Here is a 17,704-nt window from a genome sequence, read left to right as displayed (position 1 = left end):
TACTGCGGTGTCATAATAATTCCAGCTACTGGTGATAAATGATGAAACTTTTCGGAACTAATGGAGTGAGGGGCATAGCTAATGCTTATATGACGCCCCAAATGGTAATGGATATTGTGAGAAGCCTGGGTACTTTCATGGGTAATAAAGGCACCGTTGCCATAGGCAGAGATACCCGTATATCCGGTGAAATGTTGAAATCCGCTGCAATTGCGGGTGCTTTGTCATCTGGGCTAACGGTAACAGATATAGGCATTGGACCGACCCCTTCTGTACAATACTATGTCCGGGATCATGCCGATGCAGGAATAGTCATCACTGCTTCCCACAATCCCAGGGAATACAATGGTATTAAGTTAATAGCCGGTGATGGCACCGAGATGTCCAGGCAAGACGAAGAAAAGATCGAAAAGATCTATTTCTCGAGGGAGTTCCAGCCAGCCGCCTGGGAATACACGGGAGACCTCAGGCATGATGGAAATGCCAACGATGTTTACATAAAAGGTATCATCAACGCTATAAATGCAGATGTTGTCAGGCAGAGGAGGTTCAAAGTAGTGGCTGATACAGGGTGTGGGGCAGGTTCCCTTACTTTGCCTTTCCTGCTGCGCCGTCTGGGGTGTGAGGTGATTACTATCAATGCACAGGCTGACGGTACATTCCCATCGCGTAATCCGGAACCCACTCCTGATGTGCTTACATCGCTCTCAGAACTTGTGATCAAGGAAAAGGCACAGATGGGAGTGGCACATGATGGTGATGCAGATCGTGCTGTGTTCTTCGATGAGAATGGAGAGTTCATCGATGAAGAGGTTCTGCTCGCAATGATGGCAAAATACGTACTGCAGCAGAAGAAAGGAGTCATTGTGACGCCTGTAAGTTCTTCCCAGAGGATGCTGGATGTTGCAAAAGAAGCTGGTGTGGAACTTATATGGACTGCCGTAGGTTCTATTAACGTTGCACGTAAGATGATGGAAGTAGGAGCCGTGTTCGGTGGCGAAGGTAATGGAGGACTTATTTTCCCGGAGCATCAGTATTGTAGGGATGGTGCCATGTCCTGTGCAAAACTGCTGGAGATCATGGCTGACGGAAAGAAGCTTTCAGAAATGACAAAGAGTGTACCTGTGTATTTCAATTCTAAAACAAAGGTTGAGTGTCACGATCCAAAAGTCATCATGGAAAAAGTGAAATTGGAGGTAACTACCGGGGGTATGGAAGTTGATGCCACTGATGGAGTGAAGATCTGGTATCCGGATGGGTGGGTGCTGATAAGGCCTTCAGGTACAGAACCTATCGTACGCGTATTTGCAGAGTCAAGGACAAATGAGCGTGCTGTGGAACTTATGAACAATGGGGTTCAAATAGTGGAAAAATATGCATAAGGTTTCCTTATGCTTTTCCCCTTGACTCTCCAAGTACTATTCCTGTTGCAATGAGGTGGGCGACTCTCAGAGGTTCAGGGATGTTACTCCTTGTAGCTGTCAGCTTTACTATCTTTGCTGCATGTTGTGCTTCTATTCCTGCACATTGTATATAGATCGGATTTGACCCTGGGTTTGGTCGTACTTCTGTGATACTGCCAGCCCGAAGTATGGTATCCATTCTTTTTTCTGGTTCAGGCAGGTGCATCAAGGCATCTTCTATCTTTCTGAGATCAGGGTAGCATCGCATGACCGCAATTATGGGAAGACCTGTTCTTTCCCATATCAAATTAATGTCCACTGGGTTGAAACCGGCATAAGTCACTCCATCCAGCATTATTATGCGTATCTGCTCACGATGTTTACTGGACATTATCATATTTGTAATAACATCCGTACTATCCATACCATCTTTTTTGACATAGGATCTCATGACCCCGTCCAGCCAGTCTCCTCCTCTGAAGAAGGCTCCAACTATCATTATCTGGTCACTTATCAGTGCAGAATCGTCTATGGCAAGTACTCTTATCTCATTTTTTACATGGAATGATCTGTACACAAGAATAGATTGTCCTCTTACCCAAAAAAATCAATTGTCAACCACGAACATCAGCCAAACATTGTTTGTGGTTGATCGGTAGTGACCTGAACGGAATACTTTATAGGTGACATTACTTTCTTTACTGATCCAAGGAAGTGTTCCATTTCTACCTGTTGTTTATCCTCTCTGACAGCAAGCATGCCAGCCTCCATGGCAATAGCACTAAGGTCTGCACCGCTTACTCCTTCAGCAAGAGAGGCAAGTTTCTTGAAATCAATGTCCTTTGCTATCTTCATATTCCGGGTATGGATCCTAAGGATCATCTCTCTTGCATTGGCATCAGGCATGGGCACATAAACTATTCTGTCAAATCTGCCGGGGCGCAGTATGGCCGGGTCAAGTACATCCAGGCGGTTGGTTGCGGCTATTATACGCACTTCTCCGCGGTTGTCAAAGCCATCCATCTCGGCAAGAAGCTGCATAAGCGTTCGCTGGACCTCACGGTCGGCACCATTCGTATCATTAAGGCGCCTTGAGGCAATGGCATCAAGCTCATCGATGAATATAATGGATGGTGCCTTCTTCCTTGCCATGGCAAAGATCTCCCTCACAAGCTTTGCGCCATCACCTATATATTTTTGTATCAGTTCGGAACCCACTACTCTGATAAAAGTAGCTTCTGTTCTGTTAGCCACTGCCTTTGCAAGCAGGGTCTTTCCTGTGCCCGGCTCTCCATAGAGCAATACTCCTTTTGGGGGTGATATACCTATTCTGGCAAATGCCTCGGGTTTAGTAAGAGGTAATTCCACAGATTCTACTATCTCCTGTACCTGCTCATCAAGACCGCCTATCTGGTCATAGTCCACATCCTGGGGATCGACAACTTCCATAGCATTAACCATGGGCTCCTCAGTGAAAGGTATAACATCCACTACAGCAAGCGTCTGCTGATTTAAAGCCACTGTAGCACCAGGCATCAGGCTCTCGTCATCAATGAACTGGGAAATGCCCACCAGGAATTGGGGGCCAGTACTACTTTTCACAAGGACTTTGTCAGTACCTATAAGGTCTATTACTGTTGCAACTACAAGAGGTGCAGTTTTTAATCTATCTATCTCAGCCTGCATCCTGCGGACTTCTCGCTCAAATCTGAGCTTCTGGCTTTCTACATATCTTTTTTCCGATTCCATCTGGTCGCATTGTTCTTTCAGAAGAGTGTTACGGGATTCTAATTGTTTCATGCGGTCCAGCAGGTATTTGGAAAAATCTTCGTCAGTTTCTGAACCAGAATATTCATAGTTGTTCCTGTCCGCCCCCGCAGGTGCGAACCTCTTGGTATCTGTTTCACTGGTCTCGTTCATACAGCTCCGAACATTATTTAAGTGCATACGATATATAGCCCTTTCGTAAAAACGCTATGTAGACTTTTAAGAGTGATTTGTGTATGCAATGCGAAATATGCGGTGAAGATATTCGTGAAAGTCCTTTTAAGGTCATTATCGATGGTAGTGAACTGACTGTATGTACCAAATGCTCCCACTATGGTGCTCCTGCCAGCAAACGTGTGCCCGTCTCCAGAAAGGTCTCTCCGGTGCAACCAACATCTGTCAGGCCTAGGAGAACTCAGAGGACTGGATTTGAAAAGCTTGCTGAAGAGATCATGGATAATTATGATCAGATTATTCGGGAAGCAAGGGAAAAGCGTGGCTGGACGCCTGAACAACTTGCTGCCCAAATAAAGGAAAAGGCAACCCTCATCCGGAAATTTGAACGCAGGGAGCTGGTCCCTGAGGACAGCGTAAGGGAAAAGCTTGAACGTATCCTTGAGGTCAAACTAATTGAAAAGATTAGTGATGATGACTGGAAAGGTGATAAGCTCCATAGAGGAACGACCCTTGGAGATATAGTCAATATCAAGCGTAAGTAAGTATACAGGAGTTGTAAGTCAATGAGCCTTAAGGATAAGAAGCTGGGGATTATCGGGACTGGGAAGATGGGTTCTGCCCTCATAAAAGGAATATGCGATTCAGGGATTATAGCCCCTTCCAATGTGTATGCAAGTGATGTGTATGATCCAGGACTGGAAAAAATGCGTACCGATATCGGTATAAATGTGTCTAATGATAATAATTTTACTGTTGTGAATTCCGATGTAATCCTGCTTGCGGTCAAACCTCAGATCCTGAAGAGTGTGCTCAAATCGATAAGGGACAAGGTTACTTCTGAGAAACTTGTGATATCGATAGCTGCAGGTGTTCCTCTGCAGGAGATAGCAAAAGAGCTTGTTCCTGAAACAAGGATCATACGTGTGATGCCAAACATCGCTGCAACAGTTTCAGCAGCTGCTTCTGCAGTCTGTCCGGGAGCAGCCGCTTCCATGGAAGATGCCGAACTTGCACTTGAGATTTTCAGTTCTGTAGGCAGTGCTATAATAGTCCAGGAAAAACTGATGGATGCGGTGACAGGACTTTCAGGAAGCGGACCTGCATATATATTCCCTGTTATCGAAGCTATGGCTGATGGTGGAGTATATGAAGGTCTTGATCGGGATAGTGCGCTTGTGCTGGCAGCTCAGACGGTGCTTGGTGCAGCAAAGATGGCGCTTGAGTTCCATGCTCATCCGGGTGAGCTCAAGGATATGGTTACTTCTCCTGCAGGAACCACTATCAGGGGCATAAAGGAACTTGAGGAAAGGGGTGTACGTGCTGCCTTTATGAATGCGGTCATTGCTTCTGCAAAAAGGTCCCGGGAACTTGGGGAATAAAATCTCATGGAAAACTATATATTTAAACAGAATTTATTAAATGTTGAGCATTTGAAATTTAAAATAACAAAACTCTTATATCGTGAATCATAAACTATGTTTAGATCAAAAAGGGGGATTGTAGTTTGACCAGAGGGATTGACATTAAGTCGTTTGCTGTCATAAGGGCAGACAATGCCGATAAGGTTAATGTAGCATTGCATGATCTCGAACACTATGGTCATCTACGTTTTCTATCAAAGCCTAAGCGCATCGAACCCCAGTATGCTGATAATGTGCTTGTTAGTGTGGTCGGAGTACCTCTAAAATCCAAATGCAACTCTGCAGCGCTGGTGGAACTCGACAATAATGCGGGAGCAGCTATCAGTAAACTTCGTAAGATCCACCCGCCTGCTCACATTGTAATTGTGAGCCCACGGCATAAAGTCTACGAAGAATTAGTGGATAAAGCCGAGCTATATCCTGAATTTGAACGTAAGTTTGTGTCTCAGGACAGTACTCAATCGGCTTATGGCTAAATGAAAACGTTATCATCAGTGTTGTTATAGTTGTACCCAGGATCAGCTATTTGTTTTAATCTTTGAATATGGGTATACAGGCTTTCCACATCCTTTATATCCTTTTGTACAAGCGACAGTACTCTTTCCCTTAGTTGATGCTTTATTTTAACTCCATAATGCTCCAAGTGCCCCGCTATCTTCTTTTCAAGAATGGCACCTCTTCGGTCCCAGTCTGTCAATATTACTACTTCTTTTCCAGTAGCAGCAATTTTTTCGCAGATATCTGTTAAGGGGTAGTAGGTAACAAGTTCTATTTTTCCCTTTATACCAAGCTTTTCAAGTGATGCCCTGTCTCTTTTTCCCTCTACAAGGATCATGTTCCCTTCACTAGAAAAACAAAGGAGTTCCTCAAGCAACTCTTCCATAAGCTCAAGACGTTTTCTATATACGAACATTGGTGCCTTGAGGATTATATCCTGGCCTGAGATCCTATGGGTATTAAAGTTCTTAGACATATGGAGACATATTTTTTTGTTTAATTATTAGTTCCTGCCTTGATAAGTATTTTCATAATTATTTCATGCTTCTGTGGTTTGGCATGTGTCAGCTTCCCGACAATCCACCATTTGTACGGACCTTTGGAATTGTTCGAACTGCTCATAATGCCTTGCCCGTGCAAGCAAACCTTCGAATAGTATATCCATGCTTTTCACCTCATATGCACTATGGAAGGAGCATATATTAACCGGTCCCAAGCTAGGTGAAAGTATTCACAGGAGCAGGTCACTCTTTTATATTCCTGCCAAGAACAGCTACTGCAAGGTCCATATCCACCTTTTTTACAAGGATGGATTTCTGGCTGTTCTTAGCCCCGCTGATGATGCTGACAGAGGAGCCGGCCACGCCGAATAAAGCTGCCACATGTTCTATCAGTTGTTCATTAGCCTTTCCTTTCTGTGCAGCTTGGGAAAGCTTTACTTCAATGCGCTTTCTCCAGGGATTATAGCCACTCGGGACACATGCACGTTTAGAACCCGGAGTGACTTCAAGGTCTATCACTATTCCATCACTGACCTCTCTTAATGCATCTTTGAAAGGCATGGATGTAGAAATCTCCAAATCGTATATAGAAGTGATGAGAATGCAAGCTTGTCGCCGATAATGCTGTGGCCTGACGCACTAACTCCGGGAGTTCATCCTCTGGAATGTCCGCAGTCCCTCCCAGTTTCCCTCGTGACAGGCACATTTCGCATTATCTTTTGTAGCGCATTTTGGTTGACTGTACACTCACTGAATGGCTCTGCCATATTCTTGTGCAAGGACCTATAAATGCGCAGTCAATTGTTTATAATGCATCTATATCAACATTACGCATCGATCCGCAAGAAATCTATCTTTTGATGTTGCAAGCGGATTTCAATACACATAATCTTATTAAGGATTATACCTATTTACCCGGTTAATAGCACAGTTTTTGTGGATATATTAATACTAACTACACAGCAACGAGTTTCAAATGTCCAGCGAACAGGTAATCTATGGGAAAATCATCCTGGGGCCGGAACCAGAAATCATCAAAGGATATATCTGTCTGAGAGACGGTGTCATAACTGATATCGGAGAGGAAAATACCACAAGCGAGGTAATTATTTCCCCGTGCCTGGTCAATTCGCATACTCACGTAGGTGATTCTGTACTTAAAGATCCTGTACTTGGGAAGACAGTTGATAATCGGATAGAGCGTGATCTGGATGCCCTTGTCAAGCCTCCGGATGGCCTTAAACATCGTATATTAATGGCCACTCCGCAGTCCGAACTTATCGAAGCAATGAAAAGAACCATTTCTGATATGATAATTACAGGAACATCTGCTTTTGCAGATTTCAGAGAAGGTGGAGTGCCAGGTACACTTGCTTTAAAGGAAGCGCTTGAAGGTAAAGATATAGAAGGTATGATCCTTGGCCGAATAAGTCAGACAGAAGGTGATAAGTCCGACATTGAATATGAAGCTGAGCTCTTATTACAGGAATCCCATGGTTTGGGTGTAAGTGGTGCCAGAGATCTGGACAGGAATGTACTGGAAACTTTAAGGGAAGTTGCAGCTTCGCGCAAGAAACCCTTTTTCATTCACTCCGGGGAGAGGGACAGGAGCGATATTGGTTCGGCACTTTCCCTGGAACCGGATGTACTAGTACATATGACCCATGCAGAGATGTCTGATCTCAGACAAGTTGCAGATCAGCAGAAACCAATAGTTGTATGCCCAAGGTCAAATTTCATTACAGGCGTAGGCATGCCACCTGTGGAGCAAATGCTAGACCTTGGTATCAATGTAGCTGTAGGTACTGACAATGTGATGCTTGATTCTCCCAATATGTTCACTGAGATGGAGCTACTTGTGAAAATATTCGGGGTAGATGATAGACAAGTATTTAAGATGTGTACGCTTAACGGTGCATCAATACTGAATGTCAATGAATCTGGATATATTGCAAAAGGTCTGAGTCCAAAGATCATGCTCATGAATGGAAACTCTGACAACCTTGCAGGTATTGCCGATCCTCTAAGAGGTATTGTTCGCAGGGCAAGACCCGATGATATCCTTACAATTATCAATTAATATGTTGTGGAGATTGGATAATGACAGCCGAGTTTAAGAAAATATTCATTGCGACAGACGGCTCTGAACAGAACAGAAGAGCTATAGAGTATAGCATAGAACTGGCAAAAATAGCCGGGGGTAAAATATTTGTCGGCTACGTTGTGGACACTGCTGCTTTTGCCTCTATTCCTATGGATGCAGGATGGGAAATGATGTATGAACTTCTGGAAACAGAAGCAAACAATGCTGTAAAAAATGTTGAACAGCTGGCGAAGCAAGCAGGTGTGGATGCAGAAACAATTGTACTGGAAGGTCATCCAAGCAATGAGATAATTGATTTCGCACAGAAAAACGGGATAGATGTTATAGTTATGGGCACCCTTGGAAAGAGTGGTCTTGACAGATTCCTTCTGGGAAGCGTTGCAGAGAAAGTGACTCGCAACTCCCCAGTTCCTGTCCTGGTAGTAAAGGGTGTCTCCTCCAAGAAAGAGTGATCACGGAAGAGGATCCACATGCCTAAAAACATTAAAGTTTCAGACATAATGGTAAAAGATGTTGCTTGTGCAACACTCCCAGGCTCAAGAGATGAAGTCCTTGAGATACTGAAGGCAAAAAAAGTATCCGGGGTCCCTGTATTAAAGGATGGAAAGCTTGTTGGTATTGTCAGCAGGTCAAATCTATTACAGAACCCGGAAGAAGAACAACTTGCATTGCTTATGACCAGGGATCCTGTCAGTATAAGCGCGGATAAGGATATCACAGATGCTGCCAGGCTGATACTGCAACATAATATTCGCAGGCTTCCTGTAGTCGAAGATGGGAAACTGCAAGGGTTACTTACGGTCGCTGATCTTGTTGGCGCTCTTGCAGATCTGAATCTCACTGATCATGTAGGTCAGTACAGCAGTAATAAATCAGTACCTGTATGGAGTGAATGCCCTCTTAACGTTGTTGCAAGGGTCATGGAACTTGCGAACGTGAAAGCAGTTCCCGTCCTGAGCTCAGAACTCGAGCTTGTGGGTATCATCTCGGACCGGGATGTTATCAGTGCCAGTATAATCGAAGACTCAGTAGAGATGTCAAACATGTCAAATGGTGCGGATGATGATCATTGGACATGGGAATCCATGCGTGATACCATGAGCATCTACTACAGTGTTTCAAGGATCAAGGTTCCAAACGTGTTTGCCAAGGATATTATGGTCACTAGCCTTGTAAAAGCCTCATATATATCTGGTGTAAGTGAATGTGCACTTAAGATGAAACGTAACCGTATCGACCAGGTCCCAATAGTCAATGCAAACCAGAAGTTCCTCGGACTATTAAGGGATCGTGATCTACTGAAGTCAATTGTCGATCTTTGATCCTTTTTGCCGGATGCTTTTATCATCCGGTCACTACACCAATGGTGGCTCAGAATGGATAGGCCTTTTATATTCATCAATTCTGCCATGTCTGCTGATGGGAAGATCTCTACATGGCAGAGAAAACAGGTGCGGATCTCAGGGGCTATAGATTTTGATCGTGTGGACAGGTTGCGTTGTGGATCGGATGCGATCATGGTTGGTATAGGTACTGTACTTGCGGATGATCCAAGTCTCACAGTGAAATCTGTGCAAAGAAAAATTGAACGTAAGGAGAAAGGATTTGATGAAAATCCTGTCCGCGTTATAATTGATAGTCAAGCAAGAACCCCTATTGATGCTGATATTTTCAAAAAGGGTGAAGGCCGGAGAATAGTTGTAGTTAGTTCATCCGCTCCTTCTGAAAATGTAAAAGCATTGAGGAGGAAAGCCATGGTCATCATCGCCGGTGAAAGCCGAGTCGATCTTCCTGATGCTATGGAGCAGTTGTATCTGCTGGGTATCAATCGTTTAATGGTTGAGGGTGGAGCAACACTTAACTGGGCCATGCTCTCAAGCGGGCTTGTGGATGAGATATACACTTTTGTGGGAAATGTTATAATTGGAGGTCAAGTAGCGCCCACTCTGGTGGATGGTGAAGGATTTAAGGATACAAGTACTCTGCCTCTTGAACTTATTTCAGCAGAGAAAATAGAGCAAGGTATTCTTTTGAAATGGAAGGTCCTCAATTTCCAATAACGGATGCAAGACGGTTTTGTACCGCGGTGTATCAACTGCACAAAACCTATATTCAGGCAAGACAGTATACTGATCTGTAGTTGCCAGGTGAGTTTATGAAAAAATATCTTTTCCTTTGTATTGTAGCCTTATTGATAGGCGCTTCCGGTTGTCTTGATGCAGATCCTTCTTCAGAGAACGGCACCGTAGTGAATGTTCAAGATATGCAGCAAATAGACCAGGCTCTGGTTTCAGGGCCTGTATTTGTATCTATGGGCTTTGCCTCGTGTCCTGCATGCAAGATCATGAAACCCACAATTGAAGAGATCTCACAGGAGTATACAGGGAAAGCAACAATTATGTATATTGATACGCGGGAGAGTCCTCAGGTGGCTAGAGGCTTCAATGTCTATTCTGTTCCTGACATGTTCGTTATATTGAACAATGATTCGGAAGGGTATCTCTATATGGCCTCTGATGGTAATATTACCAGGAACAGGGACATTGCCAGGTTTATCGGGGTAACTGACAAAGAAACCCTTCTCAAAACTTTGGATATGGCTATTGCATCAAGGAACAATCAGTAAAAAGTAAAAAAGGACAGGCAAAAGAATATATGGTCATTACAGATCTTGACCCTCTGGCTGTGCTGTTTGCTGGCATTGTGAGTGTACTTTCGCCCTGCACACTTCCATTACTGCCTGCAATATTGGCCTTTTCTACAAAGGAAGGGAAATACAGGCCTGTTGCAGTGGTTATCGGATTAGCCCTTTCCTTTACTGCAATGGGTGTTCTCACATCTGCCTTTGGAGCTTTTCTGCTAGACTATATACCTTATTTGCATCTCGCAGCTTCCATTATGATTATTCTTTTTGGCATTGTCATGTTATTTGATCTCCAGTTTCTCAACAGGATATTATCATTCACTGGTAAGGTACATGTTGAAAAACAGGGTTTTCTAGGAGGTATTCTTCTCGGTTCATCCCTGGGGATCATCTGGATTCCATGCGTTGGTCCTTTACTGGGAAGCGTGCTTTTGCTGGTGGCTGTGCAGGGCAATCTGGTCTACGGAGCATCATTGCTGCTAATATATTCAATAGGTTTTGCAGTGCCCATGCTGATTATAGCATATTCTGCAAATGTGTCTTCCAAGAGATTGAGCAGCATAGCCCTCTATGATGTTTTTATGAAAAAAATAGCAGGCTTTTTACTGATTGTTGCAGGGTTATGGATGGCATACACCAGTCAAATAACTACGCTTTTCCAGTTCTAAAAAACAAGATAAATAAAGTGGATGCGTGGAAAACTAGTCCTCGCATTCGTCTTTTTCATTGGCTATCGCCACAAGTTCGTTGACACATGCAACAGCTATAGGAGTTCCTCCCCTGGTACCGACACATGTAATTGAAGGTATGTCTGTATCCCTAACGACTTCCTTGGACTCTGCAGCATTCACAAAGCCTACAGGGGTTGCTATGACAAGAGCGGGCCTTATACCATGTTCCACCATACGGCACACTGCAAGTGCTGCTGAAGGGGCATTGCCTATGGCAACTATAGAGCCTTCCAGCCTGTCCCGGCACGCAAGAAAACCAGCTGCTGTCCTTGTGATTCCAAACTTTTTAGCGATGGCGGAGTCCTTATCCTCGTCCATCACGCAGATGACATCGGACTTATGTCCCATCTTTGTGATCCCATATTTCACCATGTTGATATCTACAAATATTGGGGCACCTTTTTTCAGAGCGTCTACGCCTGCCTGGATAGGATCTTTATTAAAGTGCATGAGGTAGGCCATGGAGATATCGCCTACAGCAACCATACAGCGCTGTCTGATTCTATCTTCTATTGTTTTGTCTCCCACTATCTGTTTAGCAAGATTGCGGCTTGTCATGTAAATGGCCTTGGCCTCATCGGTCTGGGCGCCGAGGTCAGTACAGATGTCAATAAGTGCAGGGTCTATTTTTGTAGTAAACTCAACAAGTTCTTCAATTGCCATTGAACCGGACTTTTCTTTGCTCTTAGTAGTCATACTTTCTCTGATACCCCCTTGGAGTAATGATTCTTTCTCTATTATTGCTCTTCCAGATCCTGGACTCATTGTTAGCTATCAGGATGGTGGTGCTCATATCTACCCAGTCGTTGTAGTTCATAACTTCATCCAGGGTGGTGACAACATAATCCTGATCTGCGGTCCTTAATGCATTCTTTACAAGGCCGACAGGTACTGAACCATTCTTATATTTTTTGATTATGTCTATGGCCTGTGAGAAATTAGACTTGCGCTGCCGGCTTTTTGGATTGTAGAGTGAGATCACAAAATCTGCAGAAGCTGCTGCATGCAGTCTTTTTTCAATGACTTCCCAAGGTGTGAGCAGGTCGCTCAAACTTATAACTGCAAAATCATTTACTATGGGAGCACCCAGCACGCTTGCTGCGGCAGTGATAGCCGTAACTCCCGGAAGCACTTCTATATCTACATCAAGACCCTCGTGTTCCGCTACTTCTAAAACAAGTCCTGCCATCCCATAAATATTGGCATCTCCTCCGCTGATCATGGATACTATCTTGTCCTTGGCCAATTGTACTGCCTTTACAGCCCTGTCCACTTCCTTGCCCATAGCACTGCGGATGATCTCCTGTTTATCGATCAGCTCTGTGATCTGGTCAAGATATGTGCCGTTCCCGACTATATAGTCAGAGTTCATCAATACATCTCTGGCAGCAATGGTCATCTGTGGCACTGAACCAGGTCCTATGCCTATTATGTACAGCTTCCCTTTTCCAGCAGAGGTGTTATTCTGCGATTGCGATTGTGATCCTTCCATATACTTTCTTCCTTAAGATCAATTCCTTTTTTTTAGAAAGCGCCAATGCAGATGGTTCTGCCACTCCTGTCAAACCGAACCGATTTGCCTGGGATCCCGATGGCGCTTCATAAAGATTGATTTCTTCCTCAGAAAGGAACTTTATTTCCTTTCCCAGGACATTAACAGCTTCAAGCAGGCCAGTTTCATTCTCCTTTAACGTTGAGGATGCGAACATATCTATATCATCGCTCTTCATTCCCGCTTCTGCAAGTGCAGCCTCAATGGCAGATATGACCTCTTCTTTGTTGACTCCCCGCCTGGCCCCGATACCTATGATCATCTGTTTTCCGCCTTTTGCTTTTTAAGCACAGACACATCATCGCCCACTACAACTATCTTGGGACCTTTTATCTCAAGCACTTCCACATCCTGTTCCAGCAGGGAACAGTTGACCTGCCGAGTGGAGTCCTTGTTAACGATGTAGCATCCCAATGCCTTGGCAATACCCTCCACAGAGTTGCGGTTATGCACTTCTGTGGCTGTGGTGATGACCGGTATGGCTCCTATTTCTGAAATCCTGCGGACCAGCTCGTTGGCACCATGATGCCCCCCTAGCAGGGAGATCGCAAAGTTGAGGTTAGAATCCACCACAACTACAGCCGGATCCTTCCATTTATCCTGAATAAGTGGTGCTATGTCCCTCACCACTATACCAGTTGCGAACACCGCCACTATTGCATCGTATTCCTCAAAGGCCTTTCTGAATATCCCCTTTTCGTATAGCAGTACATCTGCATCGACATGGCTGGCTATACGCTCAGCGATCTCCAGATTCCTTTCAAAGGTTATGACAGCGGTTCTTGTGCTACTCCGTATAGGTAAGACCTCCCATAGTTCTTTGGGTCCACCACTCCTCCAATGAGGATCATGGCTGAACGTTTTATGCCTTCATCTTTAACCTTCTGAGCTATATCTGCCACAGTGCCGATTACTATCTTCTGGTCAGGCCAGGATGCATGGTACACCACAGCTACCGGAGTATCGGGACTATACTCCACCTTTTTCATGATCTCTTCTATCTTCTGCGTACCCAGGAAGACTGCCATTGTGGCATTATGCCGGGAAAGTTCCTTTATCTGGTCTTCTTCCAAGGTCTTTCCCGCGGGTCTTGTTATGATGAGGGTTTCTGTAACGTTGTTCAGGGTGAGCTGCGTTTTGAGAGCTGCTGCGGTTGCAAACACTGAGGACACTCCCGGAACTATCTCCACCTCAACATCGAACTTCTTCAATTCCTCTATCTGTTCGACTATAGAGCCATAGAGCGACGGATCCCCACTGTGTAGACGCACTACCTTTTTGCCGGCGTTCAGAGCATCCACCATCAGTTTGTTTGTCTCGTCCAGGGTGAGTCCGTAGCTATCTACTTTTTCTCCCTTTGAATAGTTAAGGACCTCGGGGTTCACAAGAGAACCGGCATATATCACCAGGTCCGCTTGTTCCAGAAGTTCCTTGCCCATGACGGTTATATATTTAGCGTTACCCGGGCCAGAACCCACAAAAAATACCTTATGAGCCATTGTATCTATTCCTCAGTTATTCTTTTTGCCCGAACACTATGCTGAAGTAATTACCTTTTTCGGGGATCTTTTGCACTTCCTTGATGATTATTTCATCTTCCATGAACAGGCGCTGTACAAAAGTGAATTTGTTATAGCCCTCCTTTTTCATGGAGTCAATGATCTCAAGAGGTCTTGTTGCTTTAAGAACTATTTTGTATGTCTTCTCTGACCCATCACTTACTTCAAATGAAGCATCGACCTCCGCATCAGCTCTGGAGGCGAAGGATGTAATGGAACTTATACCGGGTATTGTGGCAGTTTCAATATCCGGGTACAGCCTGTTCATCACTCTTTTAAGATGCGTGAAGGTAGAAAAGAAATTTGGATCGCCTATAAGTCCGAAAGATATGAGGTTATGCCTGGACTCTTCTGCTATAAGCTCTGCATTCTTTGTCCATATCTCGTTGAGGACAGTATAATCGGTAAGCATAGGGAAATCAAGGATCTCCGCTTCAGCGTACGGAGCAACAAGCTCTGCAGCCATTCTGCCAGGCACGTACACCTTGTGGCTTTTCTTAAGGGTCTCTACAGCCTTCAACGTAAGAAGTTCCGGGGATCCCGGTCCAAGTCCAACTCCAATCAGCATTATATAATTCTCCTCTAATTCGTTTTGTCTGTTCCTCCGACAACGATATACACCGGATTTTCAGGCTTGAACATTGTTTCACCCATAAGATCGACCCCACGGGATACCATTACGTGGAGTACCTCCCGGAATATGCCAAGTTCCTGCATCCTCCGTATAACCCTTACTACGGTCTCTATACGCACAGCGTCCACGACTATACTACGGGCATTCTTTGCTGCAAGAGCATCCAGCACCTCCAGAATGTTCTTAGATCCGCCTACAAAAGCACAATCCACCTTTTCCGCCTGTGCAATGACCTCAGAGGATTCACCGAAAACCAGATTCACGTTCGGTATCTTAAAGGCTTCGAAATTTTTCTCTGCTACTTCCATAGCTTCCTTCCTTGCATCTATAGCAGTGATGTGAAGGTCCTTAACAAGTGAACTTGCTTCAATTGATACAGCACCTGTACCACATCCCACATCAAAGAACCGATCGCTGTCCCTCAATCCCATCTTCGATAGGGCGATAGCGATTATTTCTGGTTTTGTTGGTCCGCCGCTTACACGTAAAAGATCAAACATGTTCCACCTAATTTAAGTAAACTGGAGTTCTGGAGTTAAGTAGATATAACTTGTTCCTCATAAAACTTGTGCGAAATATTCGTTAACACAAAAGCTTTCCATATTAAAAGGTTGTTGGATATGACTGATAAAAGTACTAAAATGTTACTGGTACTGGGGACTGCTTCTGATGTAGGCAAAAGTATCATGGTCACAGGCCTTTGTAAGATCCTTTCTGAGAAATACAGAGTAGCTCCTTTCAAGGCCCAGAACATGAGCCTCAACTCCTGGATCACTAAGGACGGCAAGGAAATAGGCATAGCACAGGCTGTGCAGGCCAAAGCGGCAGGAGTTGACCCTACAGAGGATATGAATCCGGTGCTCCTGAAACCTAAAGGTGACAGGACTTCACAGGTTATCATCCTGGGTGAACCTTACGCTGATAAATCCGCAGGCAACTACTATGATTCCATATCAGAGACAATGGAAGTTGTAAAGGGAGCTCTTGACCGACTTGGCGAGAAATACGAGCTCATCGTCATGGAAGGAGCCGGAGGAGCTGCGGAAATTAATCTCTATGATCGGGATATCGTGAATGTGGGCACAGCAAGGCTTACGCAGGCCCCCATTATTCTGGTGGGCAACATCGAATCCGGGGGTGTGTTCGCAAGCCTGTATGGCACAGTTGCACTGTTGCCCGAGGACATACGCGGCAACATAAAGGGCTTCGTTATCAATAAGTTCAGAGGTGATCCTGCCATCCTGGAGCCTGGGTTAAGGCAACTGGAGGAGATGACAGGCATTCCCGTGTTGGGCGTATTGCCCTATTACAAACTCAATATCCCATCCGAGGATTCCATGGCCATCTATTCAAAAAGCAGGAATACTTCATCGGAATGCTTAAACGATGTGGACATTGCAGTAATAAGATTGCCACGCATATCCAATTTTACGGATTTTGAACCTCTAGAGCGCCTGGCAAAAGTCAGATATGTGGAACCGCATGAGGACCTTGGCACTCCGGATTGTATAATCATTCCGGGTACCAAGAACACTATCAGCGATCTGTTGGACCTCAAAGCAACAGGTATGGACAAGCAGATCCAGAAAATGTATGGCAAGGTGCCCATTTTTGGAATATGCGGCGGTTATCAGATGCTTGGTAAGACCTTGCATGACTCCGGCATAGAGAACGGCCTTGAAGCGGATTATGAGGGGATGGGGCTGCTTGAGGTGGAGACAGCCTTCGGTGAGTATAAGAAGACCACTACCCAGGTGAAAAAGAAAGTAGTTGCCGAGGGACCTATATTCCGTCATATCAAGGGTGAGGAAGTGTGGGGATATGAGATCCACATGGGTAAGACAGACACTCCAAGGACTGCCTTTGGTGATGATGGCAGCATCGATCAGAGTGGAACTGTCGTAGGTACATACCTCCATGGCCTGTTTGAGAACAGCAATGTAAGAACTGCGCTGATGATCTATCTAACAGAAAAGAAGGGTGTGGAATTCCACCCCGAGGTGGCTACCACCGAAGAAGAAGCATATAAGGAACTTGCCGACATCGTACGCAGCTGTCTGGACATGGACAAGATCTATGCGATGATCGAGGAAAGTTGATCTTAAAATTAAAGCAGAAAGTTAAATTAAAGTAGAAAGCCTTATTCTACCAGACACGGAGTAAGGCCTTCTGCAAAGCAGGATGAATGCGGAACTACGGTATTCAGATCAAAGACCTCTAATTTATTATTCAAAGTGTATTTGACGATACTGTTTTTTCCAATGGATCTGGCATACTTGAAAGCGATATACGTCTTTTCCAAAGTATCTCCGATCCCAACAGAAACAGTATTTGTATTACCTATTTTATCCAAGTAATTGGACAGGTCTATCAGATCAACTGCATCGCATTTACATAAGATGCAATCGCCTGCAGAGAATACTATTCTCAGGCTTTCATGCTGCAAATGGTCAATGATCCTGTCAATAGTATTTGTTATCTCTTTACTTGTCCTGACGATGTTCTTTTCATCACTTTCAAGCAAGCATTTCTCGAATTTTTGATGAATATCGTCCCCATCTATGGCTATGTATATCATATTGAACTCCCTCATTAATATATTCGGTTTCAATAGATATAATGTATTCTTCAGGACTATCTCATTCATGTTATTTCACTTGATCTTCAATATTTTTAGACATCTCTTGTTCAACAGCAATGTATATATGTCATCA

24 protein-coding genes are annotated in these 17,704 nt (G+C 44.4%); 11 read left to right on the top strand and 13 right to left on the bottom strand.

The features are described from left to right. Positions 1–41: 41 nt before the first annotated feature. Entirely contained in the window at positions 42–1,382 is a 1,341-nt protein-coding gene (glmM, locus tag METHO_RS10580) for a phosphoglucosamine mutase (protein ID WP_048831325.1), read from the top strand. Between the two features lie 7 nt (positions 1,383–1,389). On the opposite strand, the gene METHO_RS10575 is transcribed toward glmM, so the two are convergent. Together METHO_RS10575 and METHO_RS10570 are read right to left on the bottom strand one after the other, a co-directional pair. Further along, entirely contained in the window at positions 1,390–1,980 is a 591-nt protein-coding gene (locus METHO_RS10575; protein WP_015325536.1) for an endonuclease dU, read from the bottom strand. Positions 1,981–2,030: 50 nt separating this feature from the next. Further along, the gene (locus METHO_RS10570) at positions 2,031–3,323 is read right to left on the bottom strand and encodes a proteasome-activating nucleotidase (protein ID WP_015325535.1); all 1,293 of its coding nucleotides are present in this window, start codon (positions 3,321–3,323) and stop codon (positions 2,031–2,033) included. Between the two features lie 83 nt (positions 3,324–3,406). Between METHO_RS10570 and METHO_RS10565 the strand changes: the two genes are divergently transcribed. From METHO_RS10565 to METHO_RS10555, 3 genes are all read left to right on the top strand, one after another. Further along, positions 3,407–3,889 (top strand): multiprotein bridging factor aMBF1, encoded by a 483-nt coding sequence (locus tag METHO_RS10565; RefSeq protein WP_015325534.1) that lies wholly within the window; start codon positions 3,407–3,409, stop codon positions 3,887–3,889. A 21-nt stretch (positions 3,890–3,910) separates the two neighbouring features. Next, positions 3,911–4,726, top strand: a complete 816-nt coding sequence (gene proC / locus METHO_RS10560) for a pyrroline-5-carboxylate reductase (protein ID WP_015325533.1) — start codon at positions 3,911–3,913, stop codon at positions 4,724–4,726. A gap of 125 nt (positions 4,727–4,851) precedes the next feature. Beyond that, entirely contained in the window at positions 4,852–5,244 is a 393-nt protein-coding gene (locus METHO_RS10555) for a DUF356 domain-containing protein (RefSeq protein WP_015325532.1), read from the top strand. On the opposite strand, the gene METHO_RS10550 is transcribed toward METHO_RS10555, so the two are convergent. The 3 genes from METHO_RS10550 to METHO_RS10545 form a co-directional block, all read right to left on the bottom strand. Next, complete coding sequence (locus METHO_RS10550; protein ID WP_015325531.1) at positions 5,241–5,741, bottom strand: toprim domain-containing protein; 501 nt, start codon at positions 5,739–5,741, stop codon at positions 5,241–5,243. The genes METHO_RS10555 and METHO_RS10550 overlap by 4 nt on opposite strands. Positions 5,742–5,804: 63 nt before the next feature. Beyond that, entirely contained in the window at positions 5,805–5,930 is a 126-nt protein-coding gene (locus METHO_RS14320) for a hypothetical protein (RefSeq protein ID WP_015325530.1), read from the bottom strand. 79 nt (positions 5,931–6,009) lie between these two features. Next, positions 6,010–6,327, bottom strand: coding sequence for a DUF167 domain-containing protein (locus METHO_RS10545; protein WP_015325529.1), 318 nt, complete (start codon positions 6,325–6,327; stop codon positions 6,010–6,012). A gap of 415 nt (positions 6,328–6,742) precedes the next feature. On the opposite strand from METHO_RS10545, the gene METHO_RS10540 reads away from it, so the two are divergent. The 6 genes from METHO_RS10540 (at position 6,743) to METHO_RS10515 (ending at position 11,182) form a co-directional block, all read left to right on the top strand. Beyond that, positions 6,743–7,846, top strand: a complete 1,104-nt coding sequence (locus METHO_RS10540; protein WP_015325528.1) for an amidohydrolase family protein — start codon at positions 6,743–6,745, stop codon at positions 7,844–7,846. A gap of 20 nt (positions 7,847–7,866) precedes the next feature. Beyond that, positions 7,867–8,322, top strand: a complete 456-nt coding sequence (locus METHO_RS10535) for a universal stress protein (protein WP_015325527.1) — start codon at positions 7,867–7,869, stop codon at positions 8,320–8,322. Between the two features lie 18 nt (positions 8,323–8,340). Next, positions 8,341–9,192 carry a CBS domain-containing protein gene (locus METHO_RS10530; RefSeq protein WP_015325526.1) on the top strand — a complete coding sequence of 284 codons (852 nt, stop codon included), beginning with the start codon at positions 8,341–8,343 and terminating at the stop codon, positions 9,190–9,192. Between the two features lie 54 nt (positions 9,193–9,246). Further along, positions 9,247–9,930: a 2,5-diamino-6-(ribosylamino)-4(3H)-pyrimidinone 5'-phosphate reductase gene (locus tag METHO_RS10525; RefSeq protein WP_015325525.1), complete on the top strand. Its 684-nt coding sequence runs from the start codon at positions 9,247–9,249 to the stop codon at positions 9,928–9,930. Positions 9,931–10,025: 95 nt separating this feature from the next. Then, positions 10,026–10,496, top strand: a complete 471-nt coding sequence (locus METHO_RS10520; protein WP_015325524.1) for a thioredoxin family protein — start codon at positions 10,026–10,028, stop codon at positions 10,494–10,496. 29 nt (positions 10,497–10,525) lie between these two features. Next, a complete protein-coding gene (locus METHO_RS10515) occupies positions 10,526–11,182 on the top strand; it encodes a cytochrome c biogenesis CcdA family protein (RefSeq protein WP_015325523.1) in 657 nt (218 codons plus the stop codon). Positions 11,183–11,215: 33 nt separating this feature from the next. Here the strand turns inward: METHO_RS10515 and METHO_RS10510 are convergent, their stop codons facing one another. The 7 genes from METHO_RS10510 to cbiT all read right to left on the bottom strand — a co-directional run bounded on the left by METHO_RS10510 (position 11,216) and on the right by cbiT (position 15,490). Continuing rightward, entirely contained in the window at positions 11,216–11,941 is a 726-nt protein-coding gene (locus METHO_RS10510) for a precorrin-8X methylmutase (RefSeq protein ID WP_015325522.1), read from the bottom strand. After that, positions 11,931–12,737 (bottom strand): precorrin-3B C(17)-methyltransferase, encoded by an 807-nt coding sequence (cobJ, locus tag METHO_RS10505; protein ID WP_015325521.1) that lies wholly within the window; start codon positions 12,735–12,737, stop codon positions 11,931–11,933. Before cobJ ends, METHO_RS10510 begins: the two co-directional genes overlap by 11 nt. Then, complete coding sequence (locus tag METHO_RS10500; RefSeq protein ID WP_015325520.1) at positions 12,706–13,059, bottom strand: cobalamin biosynthesis protein; 354 nt, start codon at positions 13,057–13,059, stop codon at positions 12,706–12,708. Before METHO_RS10500 ends, cobJ begins: the two co-directional genes overlap by 32 nt. Next, positions 13,056–13,487 carry a cobalamin biosynthesis protein CbiG gene (locus METHO_RS10495; protein WP_281162809.1) on the bottom strand — a complete coding sequence of 144 codons (432 nt, stop codon included), beginning with the start codon at positions 13,485–13,487 and terminating at the stop codon, positions 13,056–13,058. The genes METHO_RS10500 and METHO_RS10495 overlap by 4 nt, the downstream gene beginning before the upstream one ends. A gap of 77 nt (positions 13,488–13,564) precedes the next feature. Continuing rightward, positions 13,565–14,296 carry a precorrin-4 C(11)-methyltransferase gene (cobM, locus tag METHO_RS10490; RefSeq protein WP_015325518.1) on the bottom strand — a complete coding sequence of 244 codons (732 nt, stop codon included), beginning with the start codon at positions 14,294–14,296 and terminating at the stop codon, positions 13,565–13,567. A 16-nt stretch (positions 14,297–14,312) separates the two neighbouring features. Further along, a complete protein-coding gene (locus METHO_RS10485; RefSeq protein ID WP_015325517.1) occupies positions 14,313–14,924 on the bottom strand; it encodes a cobalt-factor II C(20)-methyltransferase in 612 nt (203 codons plus the stop codon). Positions 14,925–14,938: 14 nt separating this feature from the next. Then, positions 14,939–15,490, bottom strand: a complete 552-nt coding sequence (gene cbiT, locus METHO_RS10480) for a precorrin-6Y C5,15-methyltransferase (decarboxylating) subunit CbiT (protein ID WP_015325516.1) — start codon at positions 15,488–15,490, stop codon at positions 14,939–14,941. A gap of 120 nt (positions 15,491–15,610) precedes the next feature. On the opposite strand from cbiT, the gene METHO_RS10475 reads away from it, so the two are divergent. Beyond that, entirely contained in the window at positions 15,611–17,089 is a 1,479-nt protein-coding gene (locus METHO_RS10475) for a cobyric acid synthase (RefSeq protein ID WP_015325515.1), read from the top strand. 41 nt (positions 17,090–17,130) lie between these two features. Here METHO_RS10475 and METHO_RS10470 read toward each other — a convergent pair whose 3' ends face one another. Further along, positions 17,131–17,637 carry a mCpol domain-containing protein gene (locus tag METHO_RS10470; protein WP_048831156.1) on the bottom strand — a complete coding sequence of 169 codons (507 nt, stop codon included), beginning with the start codon at positions 17,635–17,637 and terminating at the stop codon, positions 17,131–17,133. Positions 17,638–17,704: the final 67 nt, after the last annotated feature.

The sequence above is a fragment of the Methanomethylovorans hollandica DSM 15978 genome (assembly GCF_000328665.1).
In the GTDB taxonomy this organism is placed as follows: domain Archaea; phylum Halobacteriota; class Methanosarcinia; order Methanosarcinales; family Methanosarcinaceae; genus Methanomethylovorans; species Methanomethylovorans hollandica.
Note: the sequence above shows the minus strand (reverse complement) of the source record. Positions and strands in the feature narration are given on the sequence as shown.

Coding starts and splice junctions, on each gene's coding strand:
- glmM (WP_048831325.1), top strand. CDS start 42: ATGAAACTTTTCGGAACTAATGGAGTGAGGGGCATAGCTAATGCTTAT.
- METHO_RS10570 (WP_015325535.1), bottom strand. CDS start 3,323: ATGAACGAGACCAGTGAAACAGATACCAAGAGGTTCGCACCTGCGGGG.
- METHO_RS10565 (WP_015325534.1), top strand. CDS start 3,407: ATGCAATGCGAAATATGCGGTGAAGATATTCGTGAAAGTCCTTTTAAG.
- proC (WP_015325533.1), top strand. CDS start 3,911: ATGAGCCTTAAGGATAAGAAGCTGGGGATTATCGGGACTGGGAAGATG.
- METHO_RS10550 (WP_015325531.1), bottom strand. CDS start 5,741: ATGTCTAAGAACTTTAATACCCATAGGATCTCAGGCCAGGATATAATC.
- METHO_RS14320 (WP_015325530.1), bottom strand. CDS start 5,930: ATGGATATACTATTCGAAGGTTTGCTTGCACGGGCAAGGCATTATGAG.
- METHO_RS10545 (WP_015325529.1), bottom strand. CDS start 6,327: ATGCCTTTCAAAGATGCATTAAGAGAGGTCAGTGATGGAATAGTGATA.
- METHO_RS10540 (WP_015325528.1), top strand. CDS start 6,743: ATGTCCAGCGAACAGGTAATCTATGGGAAAATCATCCTGGGGCCGGAA.
- METHO_RS10535 (WP_015325527.1), top strand. CDS start 7,867: ATGACAGCCGAGTTTAAGAAAATATTCATTGCGACAGACGGCTCTGAA.
- METHO_RS10530 (WP_015325526.1), top strand. CDS start 8,341: ATGCCTAAAAACATTAAAGTTTCAGACATAATGGTAAAAGATGTTGCT.
- METHO_RS10525 (WP_015325525.1), top strand. CDS start 9,247: ATGGATAGGCCTTTTATATTCATCAATTCTGCCATGTCTGCTGATGGG.
- METHO_RS10520 (WP_015325524.1), top strand. CDS start 10,026: ATGAAAAAATATCTTTTCCTTTGTATTGTAGCCTTATTGATAGGCGCT.
- METHO_RS10515 (WP_015325523.1), top strand. CDS start 10,526: ATGGTCATTACAGATCTTGACCCTCTGGCTGTGCTGTTTGCTGGCATT.
- METHO_RS10510 (WP_015325522.1), bottom strand. CDS start 11,941: ATGACTACTAAGAGCAAAGAAAAGTCCGGTTCAATGGCAATTGAAGAA.
- cobJ (WP_015325521.1), bottom strand. CDS start 12,737: ATGGAAGGATCACAATCGCAATCGCAGAATAACACCTCTGCTGGAAAA.
- METHO_RS10500 (WP_015325520.1), bottom strand. CDS start 13,059: ATGATCATAGGTATCGGGGCCAGGCGGGGAGTCAACAAAGAAGAGGTC.
- cobM (WP_015325518.1), bottom strand. CDS start 14,296: ATGGCTCATAAGGTATTTTTTGTGGGTTCTGGCCCGGGTAACGCTAAA.
- METHO_RS10485 (WP_015325517.1), bottom strand. CDS start 14,924: ATGCTGATTGGAGTTGGACTTGGACCGGGATCCCCGGAACTTCTTACG.
- cbiT (WP_015325516.1), bottom strand. CDS start 15,490: ATGTTTGATCTTTTACGTGTAAGCGGCGGACCAACAAAACCAGAAATA.
- METHO_RS10475 (WP_015325515.1), top strand. CDS start 15,611: ATGACTGATAAAAGTACTAAAATGTTACTGGTACTGGGGACTGCTTCT.
- METHO_RS10470 (WP_048831156.1), bottom strand. CDS start 17,637: ATGAATGAGATAGTCCTGAAGAATACATTATATCTATTGAAACCGAAT.